The sequence below is a fragment of the Nocardia sp. NPDC057663 genome, assembly GCF_042799895.1.
GTDB lineage: Bacteria > Actinomycetota > Actinomycetes > Mycobacteriales > Mycobacteriaceae > Nocardia.
Genome location: NZ_JBHVHX010000001.1, coordinates 739,875 through 761,557 on the forward strand (window position 1 = coordinate 739,875; position 21,683 = coordinate 761,557).

A 21,683-nucleotide genomic window follows, 5' to 3' on the forward strand; every position below is an offset into this window, starting at 1 on the left:
AGGTACCTCGATGGCGAAGAACGTGCCGACATCCCGGCTTGCCCGCGGGACGAAACTGGGGGCGGTAGCGGCGAGCTCGGTCATCCGTTCGAAGAAGACCAGGCTCTCCATGCGCGGGCGGTCCGAGGCCGTACGCGCCAAGATGGCCGAGGAGTCGATGATCCGCACCACCGAGCAGGTGGTCATGGTGCTGGGCACCATGAAGGGCGTGGCCATGAAGCTGGGCCAGATGATGTCGGTACTCGATCTGGACCTGGTGCCACCGGACCATCGCGACCGGTTCCAGCAGCGCCTGGCCGTGCTGCGCAATGCCGCGCCGACAGTGTCCTTCGAGGCCATGCGCACGGTGGTCGAGGAGGATTTCGGCCGTCCGCTGGCCGAGGTGTTCGCCGAATTCGACCCCGAGCCGATCGCGGCCGCCTCGATCGGCCAGGTCTACCGCGCCACACTGCACGACGGCAGGTCCGTCGCGGTGAAGGTCCAGTACCCCGGTGTCGACATCGCGGTGCGCGCCGATCTGAAGAACCTCACCATGTTCCGCCGGGTGCTGGCCTCTGCGATGCCGTGGATCACCCCGGCCGTGCTCGACGAGCTGAAGCTGAACATGGAGGCCGAACTCGACTACGTCGCCGAGGCCGCGACCCAGACCGAGATCGCGAACCTGTACCGGGATCACCCGTTCATCGTCGTGCCCGCTGCGGTGCAGGAGCTCTCGACCACCCGGGTGCTGGTCAGCGAGTTCATCGAGGGCACCGGGTTCGACGAGATCCGGAAACTGCCCGACGCCCAGCGTGACCGGGTCGGCGAGATCATCTACCGCTTCTACGTCGGCTCGCTGTTCACCTTCAACGAGTTCTGCGGCGACCCGCATCCGGGCAATGTGCTGCTGGCCCGCGACGGCCGGGTGGCCTTCCTCGACTTCGGCCTGTTCAACCGCATGGACCCCAAGCTGGTGCACTTCGAGATCCTGTGCCTGCGCGCCGCCGCGGAGGACCGCGCGGAAGACCTGCGGCAGTTGATGATCGATCGCGGCGTGATCGATTCCCCGGAGGAGATCGGCGCCGAGGAGTGTCTCGAGTACGTGCTCTCCGCCTCGGAGTGGTGCCTGGTCGACGAGGAACTGACCATCACCCCCGAACTGGCCAGCGGCGCGTTCCTGCTGGCCGTCGACCCGCGGGCCAGCGAGTTCACCGGGATGAAGCAGCAGAACCTGCCGCCCGAGCACCTGTTCTCCCGCCGGGCCGACTTCCTCACCTTCGGTATGCTCGGCCAGCTCGACAGCACCAACAACTGGCATCTGATCGCCCGGGAATGGCTCTACGACGAGCCGCCGGTCACCGAACTCGGTCTGGCCCACCGTGAGTGGCTCACCACCCATCCGCCGAAACCGGCGAAGAAGCCGCGTGCCCGCAAGGCGGGCACTCGATGAAAGGCGCGTCATGCCGCAGCACCGTGAGTTCGATCTGATCCTGTTCGGCGCGACAGGTTTCGTCGGCAAACTCACCGCCGAATACCTGCTCACCGCCGCACCCGACGGCGCCAAGATCGCCCTGGCAGGCCGGTCGGCCGACAAGCTGGCGGCCGTGCGCGCCGAGTTGGGACCCGCCGCCGCGAACTGGGAACTGGTGGTGGCCGATTCGACCGACCAGGCCTCGCTCGACGCGATGGCCGCGCGGACCACCGTGGTCGTCACCACGGTCGGCCCGTACCTTCGTTACGGCATGCCGCTGCTCGGCGCGTGCGCCGCGGCGGGCACCCACTACGCCGATCTCACCGGTGAGCCGCTGTTCATCCACGACGCCATCGAGCAGTTCGAGCAGGTCGCGGTCGACTCCGGCGCCAAGATCGTCAATTCCTGTGGCTACGACTCGATTCCGTCGGACCTGAGCGTCTACGAGCTCTACCGCGCCACCGTCGCCGACAACACCGGCGAGCTGGAGGACACCACCCTGGTCGCCTACCTCAAGGGCGGCGCGAGCGGCGGCACCATCGATTCGGGGCGAGCCATGTGGGAGGACGTCGCCGCCGATTCCACTCGCGTCAAGATCCTGACCCACCCGTACTCGCTGAGCCCGGACCGCACGATGGAGCCCGATGTGGGCCGCCAGTCCGATCAGGCGCTGGCCCGCGCCAACACCATCGATCCCAGCCTGGACGGCTGGGTGACCACCTTCGTCATGGCCTCGCACAACACCAAGGTCGTGCGCCGCACCAACGGCCTGCTCGGCTGGGCCTACGGCAAGCAGTTCCGCTACCGCGAGGTGATGAACGCGGGCAACTCGGCCGCCGCGCCGCTGGTCGCCGCCGGTATCGCGGGCGGCATCGTGGCCGGCATGGCCTCGGGCGCCGTGCTCTCCCGCGTCTCGCTCGGCCGCAAGCTGCTCGACCGGATCCTGCCCAAGCCGGGCACCGGCCCGAGCGAAAAGGCCCGTCTCAGTGGCTGGTTCACCATGAAGACGTTTGCCCGCACCAGCTCCGGCGCCAAGTACCAGGCCACCTTCTCCGGCACCGGCGACCCCGGCTACCAGGCCACCGCCGTGCTGCTCGGCCAGAGCGGTTTGTGCCTGGCCTTCGACGAACTCCCCCAGCGCGCAGGCGTTCTCACCCCGGCCTCGGCCATGGGCGAAGCGCTCACCGACCGGCTGCGCGGCGCGGGCATGACGATCGAGGTCGCACGGCAGTGAACCTAGCTCGCAAGACCATGAACGCGCCCGCCCTGGCCGCGGTGTACGAGCACGCGTGGCGGCCCGCGCTGTTCTATCTGGCCAGCGGGCGCACCACGGGCAGTGACCGCCGCGAAGCCGTCGACACGCTGCGGCTCAGCGGCGGGAAGAAGGTGCTCGATCTCGCTTGCGGCCCCGGCAATTTCACCCGGTACCTCAGCGAGTTCCTCTCCGGCGACGGCTTCGTCACCGGCCTGGACTACTCCGAGCCGATGCTGGCCAGGGCCGCCGCCGACAACGCGGGCCCGCGGGTCGGCTATGTCCGCGGCGACGCGCGCACCCTGCCGTTCGCCGACGGAACCTTCGACGCCGTCTGCTGTTTCGGCGCGCTGTACCTGATCCCCGATCCGATCGCGGCCACCCGCGAGATGATCCGGGTACTCGCACCGGGCGGACGGATCGCGATCACCACCAGCTACCGCGAGGACAACCTGTTCGGCCGGGCCAGCACCATGGCCGCCGGGCTGAGCGGGCTGCGGCTGTTCGACCGCGACACCTTCCCCACCCTGTTCGCCGAGGCCGGGTTGGTCGAAATCGACCAGCGCGTGCGCCGTTTCATGCAGTACGTCGACGCCACCCGCCCCGCCTGACTCGTCACGAGGTCGCTGGGCGGTACACGCTGATCTGCTCGATCACCGCGTTCATCATCCCGACCAGCGACCCCGACCTGTCGAAGCGGCGCACCGGCAACGATTGCGTCGAGCTTGCCGGTCGATCGCGCGCTCTAGTGGTAGGCATGGGAAATGGCGAAACTCTGGGCCGAACCCGTCACCACCGCATTGCGCGCCGATGGTCAGCACGTCGCCGACCTCGACACCTCGGCCACCCCCGGCTTCACCGGTGACAAGCAGCAGGGCAAGGCGCTGCTGACCCAGCGCGGCACGGTCCTGTCGGAGCTGCAGGAGAAGCTGTTCGCCAACGGCCGCACCGGCGACAAGCGCAGCGTGCTGCTGGTGCTGCAGGGCATGGACACCGCGGGCAAGGGTGGCATCGTGCGCCACGTCATCGGGTCGGTCGACCCGCAGGGCGTCGACCACGCGTCCTTCGGTGTGCCGACCGAGGAGGAGAAACAGCACGATTTCCTCTGGCGCATCCGCAAGCGGCTGCCCGTCCCCGGCCAGCTCGGTGTCTTCGACCGCTCCCACTACGAGGACGTACTGGTGGTCCGGGTGCACGATCTCGTGCCGCAGTCGGAATGGGAGCAGCGCTACGGCCAGATCAACGCCTTCGAACGTGAAGTCGCCGACTCGGGCACCACGATCGTGAAGGTGGCCATGTTCATCTCGCTCGACGAGCAGAAACGCAGGCTGCGCGAGCGCCTGGAACGCCCCGACAAGTACTGGAAATTCAGCCCCGGCGACATCACCGAACGCGGCTACTGGCCCGACTATCAGAAGGCCTACCAGGTTCTTCTCGCGCGCACGAACACCGACTACGCACCCTGGTACATCCTGCCCGCCGATTACAAGTGGTACGCGCGCCTGGCGGTCACCGAATTGCTGATCGACGCGTTGACCGGGCTCGGACTGGATTGGCCGCCCGCCGATTTCGATGTCGCCGAGCAGCTGCGCCGGCTCGACGCGTCCTGACATCGATCTTTGAACAAACTCTCAGGTTCGGCCCGCATGATGTCCTGGCGTGGGAAGACAACCAACGAAAGGCGTGTGACGACGGTGAGCACGGGCAAGCAGAATCCGCTGGCGGCGGCCGCGGCGGCCGACAAGCGGCGCAAGCTGTTGATCCAGATCGGTGTCGCCGGCGTCCTGGTCGCTCTGGTCGCGGCGATCGGTATCGGCATCGCCATGAACCGCTCCGATTCCGGCACCGACGGTTCGGCGAGTTCGGCGGCACAGCTGCCCGCGACCGGCGGTTCGGTCACCGAGACCGGCACCGTCCGCATCGGCAACCCGGACGCGAAGGTGAAGGTCCGCGTCGTCGCCGACCTGCAGTGCCCGGCCTGCCAGCAGTTCGAGGCGGCCAACGGCGAGGCGCTGGCCAAGGCCGCGGCCGACGGCACCGCGGTCGTCGAGTACCAGATCATCTCCTTCCTCGACAAGGCCTCGACGAACCAGTACTCCTCGCGCGCCGCCAACGCCTCGTTCTGTGTCGCGAAGTCCGATCCGAGCCTGTACCAGAACTGGCTGCGGACCATGTTCGAGAAACAGCCCGCGGAAGGCGGCGCCGGTCTGACCAACGATCAGCTCATCCAGATCGCGACCGAGGTGGGCTACACCGATCCCGCCGTGGCCACCTGCATCAAGGACAAGCCGTACAACGACTACATCACCCAGGTCACCCAGCAGGTCCTGAGCAGCGGTGTGAAGTCGACCCCGTCGGTGTTCATCAACGGTCAGCTGATCCAGTCCGACGCGATCTTCACCGAGAACGGCCTGGCGTCCGTGATCGCTGACGCGGCCAAGTGATCACCACGCCCGCCCGCTCGGCGTGGCTGCTGCTGATCGCCGGGCTGGCGGGCTGGCTGGCGTCGTTCACGCTCACCGTCGAACGGTTCAAGCTGTTCGTCGACCCGAACTACGTCACCTCCTGCAGCATCAACTCGGTGCTGTCGTGCGGGTCGATCATGCAGACCGATCAGGCCTCGGTGTTCGGCTTCCCGAATCCGCTGTTCGGCATCGTCGGGTTCTCGGTGGTAGTAACCCTCGCCGTGCTCTCCGTCGTCGGCGTCGGCTTCCCGCGCTGGATCTGGGGCGGGCTGTGGCTGGGCAGCGTTCTCGGCGTCGCCGCGATCTGCTGGCTGATCTTCCAGAGCCTGTACCGGATCAACGCGCTGTGCCCGTACTGCATGGTGGTGTGGGTCGTGGTGCCGGTGCTGTTCGCGGTCACCACGCAGGAGACCTGGGGCGGCTCGCGCGGTCCGATGGGGATCCTCGCGGAATGGCGGTGGACGCTGGTCGTGGTGTTCTACGCGGTGGTGCTGCTGCTGGTCTTCCTGAAGTTCCAGGACTACTGGCTGAGCCTGGTCTAGATGGGTGTTCCCTTCGCCAGCACCACCTCGACCGTGCGGGTCGTGCCGTCGGGCGCGGTGACGTCGAGCCGGATCAGATCAGCCGGTTTACGCACGTTGACGGCGGCGCTCAACGCGCGGGCGGTGGTGATCGGCTGCCCGTCGACGGCGGTGATGACATCACCCGCGGCGATCCCGGCGGCACGCGCGGGCTGACCGTAGAAGGCCCAGTTCACCTGGGCGCCGGACGGTTTCGCGTCGACGATCTGCACGCCGAGCGTGGCCGTCGGCCCGATGTGCACGGTCTCGGTCGGTGTCCCCGAGCGGATCTGCGCCACGATCCGCATGGCGGTATCGATCGGGACCGCGTACCCGTTGGCCTGTTGCGGCTGATATTCGGTGGCCGGCCGATCCCCCGAGGCCGCCGTGATCACCCCGACGACGGCGCCGGCGCTGTCGACCAGCGCGCCGCCGGACTGCCCGCCGACGACGGGCGCGGCGATCTGCACCATGCCCCGCAACGACTTGCGGGTCAGATCGGCGGAGTTCATCGCGACGATGCTCGCGTCGAGATCGGTGATCGGCCCGGCGACCGCGGTCGCCGCGCCGCCGTCACCGCCCGCGTCGCCGATGGCGAGCACGTCCTGGCGGATCCGCAGCTCGGCGGAGGACCCGAGCCGGGCCGTCGGCAGCTCCGATGCCCCGGCCAGCGACAGCAGCGCGATATCGGCGGTCGAGTCGTAGCCGAGGACGGTGGCCGGATAGATCAGCCCGTTCCCGATATCGGTGACCTTCACCTCGTCGGCGCCTTTGATCACGTGATGGCTGGTGAGGATCTGCCCGTCCGGAGTGAGCACGATGCCCGACCCGGCGGCGCTGGTCCCGAACAGCGAGGCGTCGACGGCGATATTGACCAGCGCGGGCTCCACCTGCGCGGCGACCAGGACCGGATCGAGCGGAATCGGTGGTGGTTCCTCCGCGACGGCGACGATCTCGCCCGTCTCCGGCTGCCAGGGAAACGCCAGCTCACCGCGGTATCCGAGGAATGCGCACACGCCGACCAGCGCGACGACCAGCGTCGCCAGCACCCGACCCAGAGCGTGCACGCGCATGTCCTCTCTCGCGAGCCGACTACTCCATTGTGACCCGGATCCGGGCCAGACCGGTATCGATCCGGGCGCGACAGTTGGCAAACGCAGCATGCGACGGTAGGCATAAGCCCATGAGCACCGCAGCCGCCTACGCCATCCCCGCCCCCGACGGGTCCTTCGAGAAGGTCACGATCGAGCGCCGTGAACTCGGTCCCGACGACGTCCTGATCGACATCAAGTACGCGGGCATCTGCCACTCCGACATCCACACCGCCCGCAACGAATGGGGCGGCACCAAGTACCCCTGCGTGCCCGGTCACGAGATCGCGGGCATCGTCGCGGCCACCGGCTCCGCGGTGCGCAAGTACCAGGTGGGCGATCGGGTCGGCGTCGGCTGCCTGGTGAACTCCTGTGGCAAGTGCGTGCCGTGCCTGGCGGGCGAGGAGCAGTTCTGCACCAACGGCGCCACCTGGACCTACAACACTCCGGTTCCCGACACCACGCAGCCGGGTGGCTACACGATGGGCGGTTACGCCACCCAGATCGTGGTGGCCGAGAGCTTCGTCATCGCCGTCCCCGACGGCATCGGCCTCGATGTCGCCGCGCCGCTGCTGTGCGCGGGCATCACCCTGTACTCGCCGCTGCGGCACTGGAACGCCGGACCGGGCAAGAAGGTCGCGATCATCGGCATGGGCGGGCTCGGGCACGTCGGGGTGAAGATCGCGGCCGCCCTCGGCGCGGAGGTGACCGTGCTCAGCCAGTCGCTGCGCAAGCGCGACGACGGCCTGCGGATGGGCGCCGACCACTACTACGCCACCAGCGACAAGGAGACCTTCCGGCAGCTGCGCGGCACGTTCGACCTGATCATCAACACCGTCTCCGCGAACCTGCCGATCGACAACTACCTGCGCCTGCTCGCCCTCGACGGCACCCTGGTCATCCTCGGGCTGCCCGATCAGCCGATGAGCGTCACCGGCCGCAACCTCGCCGCGTTCCGCCGCTCGCTGGCCGGTTCGATGATCGGCGGCGTCGCGCAGACCCAGGAGATGCTCGATTTCTGCGCGGCCCACGGCATCGGCGCGGAGATCGAGCTGATCTCGGCCGACGAGATCGATTCCGCCTACGACCGGGTCATCGCCAGCGACGTGCAGTACCGCTTCGTCATCGACGCCGCGACGATCTGAGCCGCGCGCCAGCGCGCAGGAACCCCGCCGTCCTCGGTACCGTGGCCAGGTGGCTGCCGACGACGAATCGATCTCTGGCCCCGCCGCCGCGGCACCGGCCGCAGCGGCGAACACGCTGCCGGTGGGCTGGTCGGTGCACACACCGCCGCGCTGGCTCCCGCGGTCGCTGCTCTACGCCGCGCTGGCCGTCGCCGGGCTGATCGCGGCGTTCTGGGTGCTCGGCAAGCTGCAGGGCCTGCTGACCATTCTGATGGTCTCGCTGTTCCTCGCCTTCGCGATCGAACCCGCCGTGAACTGGCTTGCCGCGCGCGGTGTTCGGCGCGGCGCGGGCACCGGTGTGGTGTTCGGCGGGATGCTGCTGGTGGTCGTCGCGTTCGTGTGGACGCTGGGTGCGCTGCTGGTCAACCAGGTGACCATGCTGGTGGCGAACGCGCCGGACTACATCCAGGATGTCGTCGACTGGATCAATTCGACCTTCGACCAGGACCTTTCCGGCGACGACCTCACCAAGTACGCCTCGGAGTGGAGCTCGACGATTGAGGGCTATCTGGTCGGTCTGGCCGGAAACGTCTGGGGCATCGGCACTGTCGCGATCGGCGCGATATTCCAGCTGCTCGGCGTGCTGCTGTTCACCTTCTATTTCGCCGCCGACGGACCGCGCTTCCGCACCTGGGTGTGCTCGCTGCTGCCGCCCAAACAGCAGAAGCACGTGCTGCGGGCGTGGGATATCGCGGTCGAGAAGACCGGCGGCTACATCTATTCGCGCGCGCTGCTGGCACTGTGCTCCGCGCTCGCCCACTATGTCGCGCTGCGGCTGTTCGACGTGCCGTCGGCGTTCGCGCTGGCGCTGTGGGTCGGCGTGGTCTCGCAGTTCATCCCGACCGTCGGCACCTATCTGGCCGGTGCGCTGCCGGTGCTGGTCGCGCTGGTGCACGACCCGATCACCGCGTTGTGGATCCTGCTGTTCATCGTCGCCTACCAGCAGTTCGAGAACTACGTGCTGCAGCCGCGGATCACCGCGACCACCCTGGACATGCATCCGGCGGTGGCCTTCGGCGCGGTGATCGCGGGCGCGGCGTTACTCGGGCCGACGGGCGCACTGCTGGCCATCCCGGTCACCGCCACCCTGCAGGGCTTCGCCGGCGCCTATATCCGGCGCTACGAGGTCGAGGAGGCCGAGGCGCCGTCGGCGAAGAAGAAGCGCAAAGAACAGCCTCCCGCCGAATCGCCGAGCGAGTAGGCCGCGCGATGGCGATCCTGCTGTCGCTCGTCTCCATGCTGTCGACCCTGTTCGGCGGTTTCGTCGCCATGCGGATCGGCGATCGCAAGCACCTGGTGCTCGGCCTGGCCGCGGGTGTCCTGCTCGGTCTGGTCGCCTTCGATCTGATTCCCGAGGCGCTGGAGCAGTCGCCCGGCGAGGTGTACGGGGTGCCGGTGGTGCTGATCGCCGCCGTGATCGGGTTCCTCACCATCCACATCATCGAACGCGCCGTCGCCATCCATACCGGCCACGAGAGCGAATTCGGTACACACCACCACGGATTCGAGTCGGTCGGATTGCTCGCCGCGGCCGGCCTCATCTTCCACAGCACCCTGGACGGTTTCGGCATCGGCCTCGGCTACCAGGCGGGCGCGGCGGTCGGCCTGTCGGTCGCGATCGCGGTGATCTGCCACGACTTCGCCGACGGCTTCAACACTTTCACCATCCCCACCCTCTACGGCAGCGCCCGCAAACGCGCCCTCACCCTCCTGGGTCTGGACGCCGTCGCCCCCGTCTTCGGCGCGATCCTCGGCACCCTCATCCACGTCCCCGAACAATGGATCGGCCTCTACCTCGGCTACTTCGCCGGCTTCCTGCTCTACCTCGCCACCGCCGACATCCTCCCCGAGGCCCACGCCGAACACCCCTCCCGCCTCACCCTGCTGTGCACGGTCAGCGGCGTCGGCGCGATGTTCGGCGTCACCGCCCTCAGCCAATGACCGCAAGCCCCTCCCCGCCCTGATACGACAACGGGCGCACCGGATCTCCGGTGCGCCCGTCGGCTGTCTCGCCTACTCCGCCGCCGCCGCCGCGGCCTCGGCATCGGCTTCGGCGGCCAGTGTCCGGCGGCGCACGCGGCGTGCGGCCGCGACCATATTGCGCAGCGACGGCTCGAGCTGCCAGTAGTGGCGGGTCTTGAGACCGCCGTCCGGGTTGGCCCAGAGCCGTTGCGGTGTCACGGCTTCGGCGGCCTGGGTGAGCAGCTCGTCGAGCTCGTCGATGTCCGGGATCCGCGCCGAACGGCTCTCGTACACGCCGGGGCCGACGCCGTGGCTGAGGCCGTGGCCGGTGGCGACGTCCTCGGTCAGCGCCTGCATGACCCATTCGATCGAGCGGGTCGCCACGATCGCGGTGACGTCGGCGTCGAGCTGCTCGATCGCGTCGACCACCTCGGTACGGCCGGAATAGCCGATGTGGGTGTGGATCTGGGTGTCGGCCCGCACGCCGGAGGTGGCCAGCTTGAACGCGCCGACCGCCCAGCGCAGGTACTCCTCGCGACCCACCGGACGCGCGGGCAGCAGCTCGCGGATGGCGGGCTCGTCGACCTGGATGATCGCGATGCCCGCCCGCTCCAGGTCGACCACCTCGTCGCGGATCGCCAGCGCCACCTGATCGGCCGTCTCGTACAGCGGCTGGTCCTGGCGCACGAACGAGCGGGCCAGCATGGTGACCGGTCCGGTGACCATGCCCTTGACCGGCTTGTCGGTCAGCGACTGCGCGTAGGTGGTCCAGTCGACCGACATCGGCGCGGGCCGCGACACGTCGCCGTAGATGATCGGCGGACGCACACACCGCGACCCGTAGACCTGCACCCAGCCGAAGCGGGTGGTGGCGAAACCGTCGAGCTGCTCGGCGAAGAACTGGATCATGTCGTTGCGCTCGTGCTCGCCGTGCACGAAGACGTCGAGACCGATGTCCTCCTGCAACCGGATCGTCGCCTCGATCTCGGCCTCGACCTGCTTGCGGTAGTCCTGCTCGGACAGCCTGCCCTGGGCCACCTCGTGACGGGCCTGGCGCAGCCGCACGCTCTGCGGGAACGAACCCAGCGTCGTCGCGGGCACCACCGGCAGGTTCAGCCGTTCCTGCTGGGCGGCACGGCGCTCCACGTAGGGTTCGCGCTCCCGCATGTCCGGGGTCACCGCGTACACCCGCTGGCGCACCGCGTGCTTCTGCTTGAAGTGCACCTCGGTGGGCCGCTTGCGCCAGTGGTCCGACGGGCCCTCGGTGAGCGCCTTGGCCAGCGAGACCACCTCGCCCACCTTCTGCTTGGCGAAGGCGAGCCGGTCGGCGACGTTGCCGTCGATGTCGTACTCGGCGAGCACGTCGTAGGGCACGTGCAGCAGCGTGGAACCGGTGGACACGACCAGGTCGGGGCAGACCTCGGCGATCGAGTTCAGGTAGTTCAACGTGACGAAACGATCGGCACGCCAGACGTTGGTGCCGCTGATGACACCGGCGTAGATCCGCTTGCGCTTGATCCCGGGGATCGCGGCCAGCTCCTCGGGCGTCATCCGGTAGGCGGACAGGTCGAGCCCGATGGCCTCGACATTGGTCGCGGCCAGGATGCGCAGCGCCTCACCGAAATCGCCGTACTGGCCGGTGACCAGGATGCGCGGGCGCAGCGGCGCCTTGGACAGCCGCTGGTAGGCCTTCTCGAACGCGGCCAGCTCGGCGGGCGAGCGCTCACCGGTGAAGCAGGGCTCGTCGAGCTGCACGCAGGTCGAGCCGCGCTTGGCGAGGATCTCGAACAGCTCCTCGTAGAACGGCAGCAGCTTGTCGAGCAGGCTCAGCGTGTCGAACTCGGCCTCGCCGGGCACGTGCCCGGCCTTCGACAGCAGCAGCAGCGACACCGGGCCGAGCACGACCGGGCGCAGTTCGATCCCGCGCTCGATCGCCCGGTCCCACTCGTCGAGCAGGGCCTCCGGATGCAGCGAGAACGTGGTGTCGGCGTCGAGTTCGGGCTGGCGGTAGTGGTAGTTGGAGCCGAACAGGCGCACCAGCTCGAGCGGCGGCAGGTTGGGGTTGCCGCGCGCCATCAGGAAGTAGAAGTCCAGGGGGTGCATGCCCTCCTGGTGCTCCTTGAACCGGGACGGCACCGCGCCGAACAGCAGCGCGTTGTCGAGGATGTGGTCGTAGAAGGAGAAGGTGTTGCCCGGCACCTGCGTGAGTCCGGTCGCGGCCAGCTCGTTGAACTGACGCTCCTGGATGTCGCGGCCTACCGCGAGCAGTTCGTCGCGCTCCAGCGATCCGCGCCAATACGACTCGAGCGCACGCTTGAGCTCGCGGTGCGGACCGATCCTCGGATATCCGAGAACGCTCGACCCGAATCCATCGGTGACGTTGACCATGACCGGGATACTCCCTTTCGATCACCTGCGCGGTCTCCCCGGGCGACGCCGGCTCCCGCGCATTGCTGCGCTCGACATATCACCGGGCCGCGCGAGCGCGTCCGGCTACAGCAGCTTAGGCCGCGAACGCGGCCCTTCGCCGTTCCCCCTGCAAACACCCCCGAAATGGCCGAAGGCCACCGTCATCGCTCAGTTGGTGATGACGGTGGCCTCCGGGGAGCAAACCCCCTACTTGCCGTACTGGTAGAAGCCGGCGCCGGTCTTCTTACCCAGCAGGCCGGCCTCGACCATGCGCATCAGCAGCGGCGGAGCGGAGTACAGCGGCTCCTTGAACTCGGCGTACATCGAGTCCGCGATCGACTTCACGGTGTCGAGGCCGACGAGGTCGGTCAGCGCCAGCGGGCCCATCGGGTGGGCACAGCCGAGCACCATCGCCTTGTCGACGTCATCCTTGGTGGCGAAGCCCGACTCGACCATCCGGATGGCCGAGAGCAGGTAGGGCACCAGCAGCGCGTTGACGACGAAGCCGGAGCGGTCGGCCGAGCGGACGACCTGCTTGCCCAGGATGTCGGCGGCGAACTGCTCGGCGCGCTTGGCGACCGGCTCGCTGGTCTTGAGGGTGGTGACCAGCTCGACCAGCGGCAGCACCGGCACCGGGTTGAAGAAGTGCAGGCCGACCACGCGCTCGGGGTTCGCGGTGGCGACCGCGATCTTCATGATCGGGATGGAGGAGGTGTTGGAGGCGAGCACGGCGTCGGGGTCGGTGACGACCTTGTCCAGCTCGCTGAAGATGGCCGTCTTGACCTCTTCGTTCTCGACAACGGCCTCCACGACCAGCTGACGGTCGGCGAAGTCGCCGAGATCGGAGGTGAAGCGCAGCCGCCAGGCCGCCTGCTCCCGCTCGCGCTCGGTGATCTTGCCGCTGCTCACGCCACGGTCCAGCGAGCGCAGGATCCGAGCGCGGCCCGCGGCGGCGAGTTCGCGACTGGTCTCGTAGACGAGGACGTCGACGTGCGCGCGTGCGCACACCTCGGCGATGCCAGCGCCCATCTGTCCCGCGCCGATAATCCCGACGCGCTGAATCTTCTCGCTGCTGCTCACGTCCCGCTCCTGCTGTGTGTCTGGCTGTGGGGTGGCTGGGGTGGTCATGTCGACCAAGCTATAGGGATGCCCTCCCACGCCGGGGCTGTTCGGCGTGGGAGGGCGTGCTGGACGCGGAGCGTCCGTACACCCCTACCGGAGTAGAGGAATGGTGTTGCTACTCAGAGCAACCCCGTGCGGATCAGTGGAACTGACCCTCTTCGGTGGAGCCCTTCAGGGCAGCCGTCGAGGTGTTCGGGTCCACGGTGGTGGCGATGGTGTCGAAGTAGCCGGCACCGACCTCACGCTGGTGCTTCACGGCGGTGAAGCCACGCTCGGCGGCAGCCTGGAACTCGCGCTCCTGCAGGTCGACGAACGAGGTCATGCCGTTGCGGGCGTAGCCGTGCGCCAGGTCGAACATGCCGTAGTTCAGCGAGTGGAAGCCGGCCAGGGTGATGAACTGGAACTTGAAGCCCATCGCGCCGAGCTCACGCTGGAACTTCGCGATGGTCGCGTCGTCCAGGTGCGCCTTCCAGTTGAACGAAGGCGAGCAGTTGTAGGACAGCAGCTGGTCCGGGAACTCCGACTTGACGGCCTCGGCGAACTTGCGCGCGACCTCGAGGTCCGGGACGCCGGTCTCCATCCAGATGAGGTCGGCGTAGGGGGCGTAGGCCTTGGCACGCGCGATGCAGGGCTCGATGCCGTTCTTCACACCGAAGAAGCCCTCGGCGGTACGGGTGCCGTCCAGGAACTCACGGTCGCGCTCGTCCACATCGGTGGTGAGCAGGGTGGCGGCCTCGGCGTCGGTGCGGGCGATGATCACCGACGGCACGTCGGCGACGTCGGCCGCGAGACGCGCGGAGGTCAGGGTGCGGATGTGCTGCTGGGTCGGGATCAGCACCTTGCCACCGAGGTGGCCGCACTTCTTCTCCGAGGCCAGCTGGTCCTCCCAGTGGACACCGGCGGCACCAGCGGCGATCATCGCCTTCTGCAGCTCGTAGGCGTTCAGCGCGCCACCGAAGCCGGCCTCGGCGTCGGCCACGATCGGGGCCAGCCAGTTGGCGACCGAGGTGTCACCCTCGACCTTGGCGATCTCGTCGGCGCGCAGCAGCGCGTTGTTGATGCGACGGACCACCGACGGGACCGAGTTCGCCGGGTACAGCGACTGGTCGGGGTAGGTGTGGCCGGACAGGTTCGCGTCACCGGCGACCTGCCAACCCGACAGGTAGATGGCCTTCAGGCCGGCGCGAACCTGCTGCACGGCCTGGTTGCCGGTGAGGGCGCCGAGGGAGTTGATGTAGTCCTCGTTGTTCACGAGGTCCCACAGGATCTCCGCACCGCGGCGGGCGAGGGTGTGCTCCTCGACAACGTTGCCCTGCAGGGCGACGACCTGCTCGGCGGTGTAGTTGCGGGTGATGCCCTTCCAGCGCGGGTTGGTGTCCCAATCCTGCTGGATCTCCGCAGCGGTCTTCGGGGTGCCGACAGTCGACATCTCTGACTCCACTTCCTCGGTGTGGTCGGTGCTCCCGCGGTCCGATCCTCAAACAACCGGCGGCTGAACGCTTTCGGTTGCGCGGTTCGTACTGCTGGAGCAATTTGCAGGCTTGCTAGGACTAGCTAGGGCCCAAGGGGTGTACTTCCACACGATGGCACACCAGGAAATAGCCGTCTACCTGTTGCTTGTGTGAATCTCAGCTAGGTTTGCCGCCGCGTTTGCTAACTTTGCGAAATTTGCGGGTTGATTGCAAGCACCGAGCCTACCGACCGGTAGCGCTGACCAGGAGTTTTAGCATAACGCCCGTACTGTTAGCGCTCGGCCGCCGGGTGCTACCCGACACGCCCAACCCTGCCACCCTGTGACCTGTTTCACACACCACGCCGGACAGGAATGGTGTGCGTGTCGTCACTGGGAAGGCATCAGGTTGCGACCTGGACACTCGTCCGTGAAGACGAGAAGGTGACCCCATGAGGATTTCGAAGATCGCGGCGAGGTCGAAGCCGGCGCTGGCAGTGGTCGCGGCGACGGCCGCGGTGAGCCTGGTACCGACGGCCGCGGGCGCCCAGCCCGGCAGCACAGCGGGCACGGTTGTCGGCGTCGAGGCGCTGTCCGCCGCGGCGACGCTGCCCGGTTCGGCGCGCGCCGAGCGACTGATCTACCGGTCGACCACCGCGGGCGACCAGCCGACCACGACGAGCGCCGCCGTGTACTTCCCGGCTGGCACGGCCCCCGAGGGTGGCTGGCCGGTGATCGCGTGGGCGCACGGCACGGTTGGCCTCAGCGACAACTGCGCGTACAGCGTGGCGGGACCCGCCGCGGTCGAGCGCGACTGGGCCTACCTCGGTACCTGGCTGCGCCAGGGCTACGCGGTCGTGGCGGCCGATTACGCGGGCCTGGGCGGCCCGGGTGAGCATCCGTACCTGAACGGCGTCGTGGAGGCACACAATGTGGTCGACGCGGTCCACGCGGCCACCGCGCAGTACCCGGACCTGTCGAACAAATGGGCCGTCGTCGGCCAGTCCCAGGGCGGCGGCGCCGCGGTGTTCACCGCCCGCTACGCCACCGAATTCGGCGGCCCCACCCTCGACTACCGCGGCGCCGTCGGCACCGGCGTGCCCGCCTACATCGAAGACGTCATCCAACTGCTCGGCCCCGGCATGCCGCCGATCGCGCTGAGCTCCCACCTGTCGGCCTACGTGCTCTACATCCTCAGCGGCCTGCGCACCACGTTCCCCGACCTCGACATCGATGCCCTGCTCACCGATTCCGGCCGCACCTGGCTCACCCGCGCCCAGACCACCTGCATCGACCCACTCGCCGACGAACTAGCCACGGCCGAACCCACCCTCGGCAGCATGTTCACCCGCCCGCTGTCCTCGATCCCCGACCTACACGGCCTGCTCTCCCACTACATGGGCCTCCCCGAATCCGGCTACGACCGCCCCCTCTTCCTCGGCCAGGGCCTCCGCGACACCGACGTAGTAACCCCCGAAACCCTCCGCTTCGCCGCCGTCCTCACGGCAAACCGCCAGCCGATCACCGTCCGCACCTACCCCACCGACCACGACGGCACCGTCAACGCCTCCCTCACCGACTCCCTCCCCTTCGTCCGCGGACTGTTCGCCTGATCCTCCGGACCGGACCAATTTCAAGGGAATGACGCAAGATGGAGCGGCTCGGCAAAGACCGCAAGGGTGATCCGGTGATGATTAGCCATGACGGGCTCAATCGAAGGGATCTACGGTGGAGTACGACATGGCGGCGCTGAGTATTCGAGAGCGCGATTTCGTCGACGCATGTCTTGCGAGTTGGACGGGGATTTCGACGCGCGCGCCGATACCTGTACGCGCGCTCGGCTATTCAGACCGAGATCATTTCGATGATGAAGTGGGCAGGTTGCGTCGAGCTACCTCCGCCGGGGAGAAACTGTCTGAGGTCGACACGGCTCGCGTACTGTTCCTGAGTGAGCTGGCGTTCGGTAGCGAGCTGTTCGGCGCTGGTATCGAGTTCCGAATGGTCAGCACGTTTGATGATTCCGAGGGTGTCGCCGTGTTGCGGACACTGCAGCGCAAGCTGTATACCAACCTCGGGGCACGCTCTTTGTTTGATCCTGAACTCTACGCACCCCGAAAAGATTAGCCAGAGGCTCATTCTCAGCTATTCACCTGGGGCCGCGAGGTTTTCGGCGAGCGTTGTGGTATTCGGGTCTGGTCATGCGGCAGCGGCAGGTGCTTAGGGCAGGGCTGCGGCGTTCTCGTTAAGGGGGGAATATGGACTGGATTCCGCGACGAGCTGCGGACTATCACCGAGACGACGGACGACCTGCGATGGTCAGTGCACACCGAACGCCGACATTGCGGTCGCCATCTTCATGACCAGTCGGTGCTCGGTGTTGCGGACCCGCGTGAACCCGAACCTGGCGTAGAACGCGGCGGCGGATTCGTCGATGGCATCGACAACGATGAGACGCCCGCCCGTGGTCTGCGCTGCTCCCATGATCTTGGTGACGGCGTCGACGAGTAGTTGCTCACCCAGCCCCCGCCCGTGCAGCCGCTGATCGAGTGCAAATTTCGCCAGCAGGAACGCCGGGACGATCTTCAGCCCGGATGACAGCGACTGCGACAAGCCGTCTACGTCACGTTCCAGCTGGGTGGGCGCGATGGCGTAGTACGCGCGCACTGTCGGATCATCAGGGGTGATCCAGACGTAGGTGCGGCTCGTCCAGCGCTGTTCGGCTGGCAGTGCCATCCGTTGCAGCCAGTCGTCGAGAACGGGCTTGCCACAGTCGAAATCGCTGAGTTTGTGGTCGACGGAGATCGCCGTCGAGATCCAGCTCACCGGCGCACGAAGACTCGAGGCTTGGCCGCGGCCTTCGCCAGCGCAGGCGCCTCATCGGGCACATCGAGCGAGGACATCATCGCGTCGAACTGCTCGGCCGGCATCAGCGTCCGGCTCGACAACGCCAAGATCCGGTCCGCACGATCAAAAGCCGCTGCGCGAATGAACTCGCTCAGCGTCTCGTTGACCGCGTCTGCCGCGGCCTGAATCTGTGCCTGCCGTTCCTTGTCGAGCCGTACTTCAACTCGTTGAGTCTTGGCGGTCATGTCGATGCCCCTCACTAAGCGCGAAACGAACGCCGTTCCGGATATCCACCCACTGTACGGACAATGTACGGAAAGTTCCAGGAGATCGCGGCTACGGCTCACCGACCCAGACTCCGCCGTGGCCCGCACGTGGAACCACTCCAGCGCCGCGATGCAAGGTGGGCAGCCAGCACTGGCCGCCCGCCGCGTTCAGCGGTGGGCGGTCGTCGGTGCCGGGTTCTGCGCATCCCATTCCCGCCGGGCCGCCGCGATGGCGTCGGTGTTGTCTCTGGTCCAGTCGATCACTCGTGTCCCCATCTCGACGAGTCCGCGGCCGAGGTCGGTGATCGTGTAGTCCACCTGGGGCGGGATGGTCGGGTGGGCGCTGCGTTCGATGAAGCCGTCGCGGCACAGGCGTTTGGTGGTGAAAGTGAGCATCCGCTGCGAGATGCCGGGGATCGCGCGCTGTAGTTCCCCGAAACGGCGGGTTCCCTTGGCCAATTCGACCAGGATCAGGACGGTCCATTTGTCGCCGAGGCGATCCAGTAGTTCGCGGACCCCGCAGTCGTCGTCACCACAGGGGCCCTGCTGCGCCATCTCGGCGGCGTGCACCGAGGCGCGCGCCACGGCGATCTCGTTCTGCATCCTTCCATCATGCCCGCACCGAATTGCTCTCGCAGCCAGTCGATTCACCACCTGATCAAACCGCCACCCCGGCGGCGCCGAGAAGTGCCCGTTCCACCGAGACGGGGGCGCGGCCGATCAGATCGGCCAGATCGGAGGTGTCGTTGTCCAGGTGCCCGGCCCGGATACCGGACACGATCGAGAGCACGTGCCCGACCTGATAGGCGGGCAGGCCCAGCTTCGTCATTTCGGCCCGCACCTCGGCCAGCGATACGTCCCGGCGTTCGATCTCCCGACCGGTGGCACCGGCGACCATCATGGCGATCTCGTCAGCCCCCACCGGCTCGGTCCCACCCAGGTCGTAGCTGCGATTCATGTGCCTGCTCGGAATCCCCCACCGCGCGGCGCGTTCCACCTCGTCGGCCACGATTACCGCCGCGGCGGCGAGGTCAGCCCGCGCGACCGGCCGAACTCTGCCTTCGCCCCAAGCGCTCGCCACGACCCCCTGCGTCGCGGCGCGGATCACTTCGAGCGCGAACAGCTCGGCGTACAACCCGTTCCGCAGAATGGTGTAGCCGAATTGCGCTGTACTCAGCAGATGTTCGGTATAGCGATGCGCGGTGGCGAGGCTCAGGTGATCGCCGCCGCCGAGCAGACTGGTGTAGATCACCTGCGCCACGCCACTGCGTCCGGCCGCCTCGATCGCGGCCCGATGCCGCGCCATGACGACATCATCCTCACCGAACCCCGCCGACACCAGCACGAGTGTGCGAACACCGTCGAATCCTCCCACCAGACTCGACGGATCGTCGAAATCGACGCGCCGCGCCGGAATCGATAGCGACTCGGGCGCACGCGACCCCGCCGTGACCTCCGCCCCCACCGTCACCAGCCCGTCGAAGATCAGCTTTCCGAGCTGACCGCCCACCCCGGTAACCAAGATCAAAACTGCCTCCTCTTCCACCGGCCGCCTCGGCCGTGCGAGCGCCCATCCGGCCGGGCAACCGGCTGCTCAGGGCACCTCGATCTTGGCCGCACCGCTGACCACCGCACCAGAAGGCACATTCGTGGTCCCCACGCACACCGATGTATCCAACGACGTCTCCGCACCGCGAGGAAGCGGAACTATGACGCAGCTCACCGAGCATGCTCACGCCTTCGGCGGGTGCACCTCCCGCCAGTGCTCGGCGATATCGATGCGCCGGGCAATCCATACCCCGTCGTGCGTCTGCACATGATCGAGGAAGCGTTCCAGCGCCGCGGTGCGCGCCGGACGGCCTGCGAGGCGGCAGTGCAGCCCGACCGAGAGCATCTTCGGACTGCCTTCGGCCCCTTCGCGATACAGCACGTCGAAGGCGTCGCGCAAATGTGCGAAGAACTGTTCGCCGCTGGGGAAGCCGGCCGGGGAGGCGAAGCGCATGTCGTTGGTGTCGAGGGTGTACGGGACGACCAGGTGGTCGTGGCCGTCGACCGTGGTCCAGTACGGGAGGTCGTCGGCGTAGGAGTCGGAGTCGTAGACGAATCCGCCGTGCTCGACCACCAGTTCGCGGGTGTTCGGGGAGTCGCGACCGGTGTACCAGCCGAGCGGGGCCGCGCCGGTCAGCTCGGTGAGGATGCGCACCGCTTCGGCCATGTCGGCGCGTTCGGTGTCGCGGTCGACGAGCTGATACGACTTCCACCGCAACCCGTGGCAGGCGATCTCGTGGCCCCGTTCCCGAAAGGCCGCCACCGCTTCGGGATTGCGCTGCATCGCCCGCGCGACCGCGAAGATGGTGAGCGGGAGATCGCGCCGCTCGAAGGCGCGCAACACCCGCCACAGACCGGCCCGGGAACCGTATTCGTACAGCGATTCCATGCTCATGTGCCGGTTCGGGAAGGCCTCGGCCGGAGTCACCTCGGACAGGAACGTCTCCGAGTGCGGCGAGCCGTCGAGGACGTTGTTCTCCCCGCCCTCTTCGTAATTCAGCACGAACTGCACGGCGATGCGCGCGTCGCCGGGCCACCGCGGATCCGGCGGTGTCGGTCCGTAGCCGACGAAGTCGCGGACCTCGCTCATCCGCCGAGCTCCCCGTATAGACGGAGCCGGGCGAGCCCGCCGTCGGGATAGATGTCGAGCCGCACCTCCTCGACGGAGGCGGCCGCGGGGGTGAGGGCGAACCGGTGCCTGGTGTCGGGCAGCAGGTCGGTGCGCGGCAGCAACTCGACTTCGGTGCCGTCGGTGGTGAATCCGGTGAGCGAGGCGGCGCCCGGGCTGTTGCCGAGGAAGCAGGAGGTGTCGATCTCGGCGAGCCGGATCGCGCCCGGACCCGCCAATTTGATACGCACCCAGTCGTTTCCGTCGTCGCGGCGGCGGGCGGTCTCCCAGCCGTCGCCCATGACGCGGGCGAGGCCGGGATAGAGCAGCTGGTTGGGCGAGCTGTAGAAGCGGTTCGAGCAGTCGAGTACCAGCGCGCCGTTCTCCAGCGCGGCCAGGTCGAGCGGGCCGAGACCGAGTAGTGCCGGGTCGGGCCTGCCTTCGCCGTGCACGCGCAGGCGGGCGACGCCGCCGTCGGGGTGCATGGTGAGTTTCACGTGGGTCCAGCGGTTTTCGTTGTCGACGGTGAACGGGTTGCGGCTGTCACCGCCCACCTTCACCCGGTCGAGCAGGGGCACCCAGTCGGTGCGCGCGGCGATCTCGTCGGCGGGTGGATAGCCGTCGATCGCCAGTGCCGACAGCGATACCTCCGGCGGATAGTTGCCCTTGAACCAGGCGGTGTCGATCACGACCCCACGGATCACGCCGGGCACACCGAGCCGCACGATGGCGCTGTCGTCACCGGGTTTGCCACGGTGCCTGCGGGTTTCCCACCCGTCGTACACCTGGCCTTTGTGCCCGAACGTCGACGGCTGGTATTCGGCCGGACCCGGGTTGACCAGGTTCTCCTTCTCCGCGAAGAACTCGTCGTTCGCCCAGACCACCGATCCGCCGAGCGGTCGTACCGCCAGATCGGGGAGCAGCGTGAAATCGTCGCCGCCGAGGTGTGTGGTCACCGTGCCTCCTGCGCCT

21 protein-coding genes are annotated in these 21,683 nt (G+C 67.8%); 11 read left to right on the forward strand and 10 right to left on the reverse strand.

Going from position 1 to position 21,683, the window contains the following annotated elements:
• Positions 1 to 10: 10 nt before the first annotated feature.
• The 6 genes from ACFVAV_RS03410 to ACFVAV_RS03435 all read left to right on the forward strand — a co-directional run bounded on the left by ACFVAV_RS03410 (position 11) and on the right by ACFVAV_RS03435 (position 5,709).
• On the forward strand, positions 11 to 1,429 hold the full coding sequence (locus tag ACFVAV_RS03410) for an ABC1 kinase family protein (RefSeq protein ID WP_379029151.1): 1,419 nt from the start codon (positions 11 to 13) through the stop codon (positions 1,427 to 1,429).
• Positions 1,430 to 1,439: 10 nt separating this feature from the next.
• On the forward strand, positions 1,440 to 2,684 hold the full coding sequence (locus tag ACFVAV_RS03415) for a saccharopine dehydrogenase family protein (RefSeq protein WP_379029154.1): 1,245 nt from the start codon (positions 1,440 to 1,442) through the stop codon (positions 2,682 to 2,684).
• Positions 2,681 to 3,313 carry a class I SAM-dependent methyltransferase gene (locus tag ACFVAV_RS03420; protein WP_379029157.1) on the forward strand — a complete coding sequence of 211 codons (633 nt, stop codon included), beginning with the start codon at positions 2,681 to 2,683 and terminating at the stop codon, positions 3,311 to 3,313. The genes ACFVAV_RS03415 and ACFVAV_RS03420 overlap by 4 nt, the downstream gene beginning before the upstream one ends.
• 153 nt (positions 3,314 to 3,466) lie before the next feature.
• Complete coding sequence (locus ACFVAV_RS03425; protein ID WP_379029160.1) at positions 3,467 to 4,312, forward strand: PPK2 family polyphosphate kinase; 846 nt, start codon at positions 3,467 to 3,469, stop codon at positions 4,310 to 4,312.
• Between the two features lie 75 nt (positions 4,313 to 4,387).
• The gene (locus ACFVAV_RS03430; RefSeq protein ID WP_379029163.1) at positions 4,388 to 5,146 is read left to right on the forward strand and encodes a DsbA family protein; all 759 of its coding nucleotides are present in this window, start codon (positions 4,388 to 4,390) and stop codon (positions 5,144 to 5,146) included.
• Entirely contained in the window at positions 5,146 to 5,709 is a 564-nt protein-coding gene (locus tag ACFVAV_RS03435; RefSeq protein WP_379029958.1) for a vitamin K epoxide reductase family protein, read from the forward strand. The genes ACFVAV_RS03430 and ACFVAV_RS03435 overlap by 1 nt, the downstream gene beginning before the upstream one ends.
• Here the strand turns inward: ACFVAV_RS03435 and ACFVAV_RS03440 are convergent.
• Positions 5,706 to 6,800, reverse strand: a complete 1,095-nt coding sequence (locus ACFVAV_RS03440) for a S1C family serine protease (protein ID WP_379029166.1) — start codon at positions 6,798 to 6,800, stop codon at positions 5,706 to 5,708. The genes ACFVAV_RS03435 and ACFVAV_RS03440 overlap by 4 nt on opposite strands.
• Positions 6,801 to 6,910: 110 nt before the next feature.
• On the opposite strand from ACFVAV_RS03440, the gene ACFVAV_RS03445 reads away from it, so the two are divergent.
• The 3 genes from ACFVAV_RS03445 to ACFVAV_RS03455 are packed head-to-tail and all read left to right on the forward strand — an operon-like array spanning position 6,911 to position 9,943.
• Positions 6,911 to 7,963, forward strand: coding sequence for an NAD(P)-dependent alcohol dehydrogenase (locus tag ACFVAV_RS03445; protein ID WP_379029169.1), 1,053 nt, complete (start codon positions 6,911 to 6,913; stop codon positions 7,961 to 7,963).
• A 49-nt stretch (positions 7,964 to 8,012) separates the two neighbouring features.
• On the forward strand, positions 8,013 to 9,203 hold the full coding sequence (locus tag ACFVAV_RS03450) for an AI-2E family transporter (protein WP_379029172.1): 1,191 nt from the start codon (positions 8,013 to 8,015) through the stop codon (positions 9,201 to 9,203).
• An 8-nt stretch (positions 9,204 to 9,211) separates the two neighbouring features.
• Complete coding sequence (locus tag ACFVAV_RS03455; RefSeq protein WP_379029175.1) at positions 9,212 to 9,943, forward strand: ZIP family metal transporter; 732 nt, start codon at positions 9,212 to 9,214, stop codon at positions 9,941 to 9,943.
• A gap of 72 nt (positions 9,944 to 10,015) precedes the next feature.
• Here ACFVAV_RS03455 and metE read toward each other — a convergent pair whose 3' ends face one another.
• The 3 genes from metE to aceA all read right to left on the reverse strand — a co-directional run bounded on the left by metE (position 10,016) and on the right by aceA (position 14,924).
• Positions 10,016 to 12,352: a 5-methyltetrahydropteroyltriglutamate--homocysteine S-methyltransferase gene (gene metE / locus ACFVAV_RS03460; RefSeq protein ID WP_379029179.1), complete on the reverse strand. Its 2,337-nt coding sequence runs from the start codon at positions 12,350 to 12,352 to the stop codon at positions 10,016 to 10,018.
• A 228-nt stretch (positions 12,353 to 12,580) separates the two neighbouring features.
• Complete coding sequence (locus ACFVAV_RS03465) at positions 12,581 to 13,453, reverse strand: 3-hydroxybutyryl-CoA dehydrogenase (protein ID WP_379029182.1); 873 nt, start codon at positions 13,451 to 13,453, stop codon at positions 12,581 to 12,583.
• A 181-nt stretch (positions 13,454 to 13,634) separates the two neighbouring features.
• Positions 13,635 to 14,924: an isocitrate lyase gene (gene aceA / locus ACFVAV_RS03470; protein ID WP_379029185.1), complete on the reverse strand. Its 1,290-nt coding sequence runs from the start codon at positions 14,922 to 14,924 to the stop codon at positions 13,635 to 13,637.
• Positions 14,925 to 15,397: 473 nt separating this feature from the next.
• On the opposite strand from aceA, the gene ACFVAV_RS03475 reads away from it, so the two are divergent.
• Positions 15,398 to 16,558, forward strand: coding sequence for a lipase family protein (locus tag ACFVAV_RS03475; protein ID WP_379029188.1), 1,161 nt, complete (start codon positions 15,398 to 15,400; stop codon positions 16,556 to 16,558).
• A gap of 115 nt (positions 16,559 to 16,673) precedes the next feature.
• Complete coding sequence (locus ACFVAV_RS03480; RefSeq protein ID WP_379029191.1) at positions 16,674 to 17,069, forward strand: hypothetical protein; 396 nt, start codon at positions 16,674 to 16,676, stop codon at positions 17,067 to 17,069.
• A 192-nt stretch (positions 17,070 to 17,261) separates the two neighbouring features.
• On the opposite strand, the gene ACFVAV_RS03485 is transcribed toward ACFVAV_RS03480, so the two are convergent.
• The 6 genes from ACFVAV_RS03485 to alc all read right to left on the reverse strand — a co-directional run bounded on the left by ACFVAV_RS03485 (position 17,262) and on the right by alc (position 21,667).
• On the reverse strand, positions 17,262 to 17,768 hold the full coding sequence (locus ACFVAV_RS03485) for an N-acetyltransferase (protein WP_379029194.1): 507 nt from the start codon (positions 17,766 to 17,768) through the stop codon (positions 17,262 to 17,264).
• Positions 17,765 to 18,034, reverse strand: coding sequence for a DUF1778 domain-containing protein (locus tag ACFVAV_RS03490; protein ID WP_379029197.1), 270 nt, complete (start codon positions 18,032 to 18,034; stop codon positions 17,765 to 17,767). Before ACFVAV_RS03490 ends, ACFVAV_RS03485 begins: the two co-directional genes overlap by 4 nt.
• Positions 18,035 to 18,223: 189 nt before the next feature.
• Entirely contained in the window at positions 18,224 to 18,658 is a 435-nt protein-coding gene (locus ACFVAV_RS03495) for a winged helix-turn-helix transcriptional regulator (RefSeq protein WP_379029200.1), read from the reverse strand.
• A 55-nt stretch (positions 18,659 to 18,713) separates the two neighbouring features.
• Entirely contained in the window at positions 18,714 to 19,583 is an 870-nt protein-coding gene (locus tag ACFVAV_RS03500; RefSeq protein WP_379029203.1) for an NAD(P)H-binding protein, read from the reverse strand.
• Between the two features lie 204 nt (positions 19,584 to 19,787).
• Complete coding sequence (gene puuE, locus ACFVAV_RS03505) at positions 19,788 to 20,693, reverse strand: allantoinase PuuE (RefSeq protein WP_379029206.1); 906 nt, start codon at positions 20,691 to 20,693, stop codon at positions 19,788 to 19,790.
• On the reverse strand, positions 20,690 to 21,667 hold the full coding sequence (gene alc / locus ACFVAV_RS03510; RefSeq protein ID WP_379029209.1) for an allantoicase: 978 nt from the start codon (positions 21,665 to 21,667) through the stop codon (positions 20,690 to 20,692). The genes puuE and alc overlap by 4 nt, the downstream gene beginning before the upstream one ends.
• Positions 21,668 to 21,683: the final 16 nt, after the last annotated feature.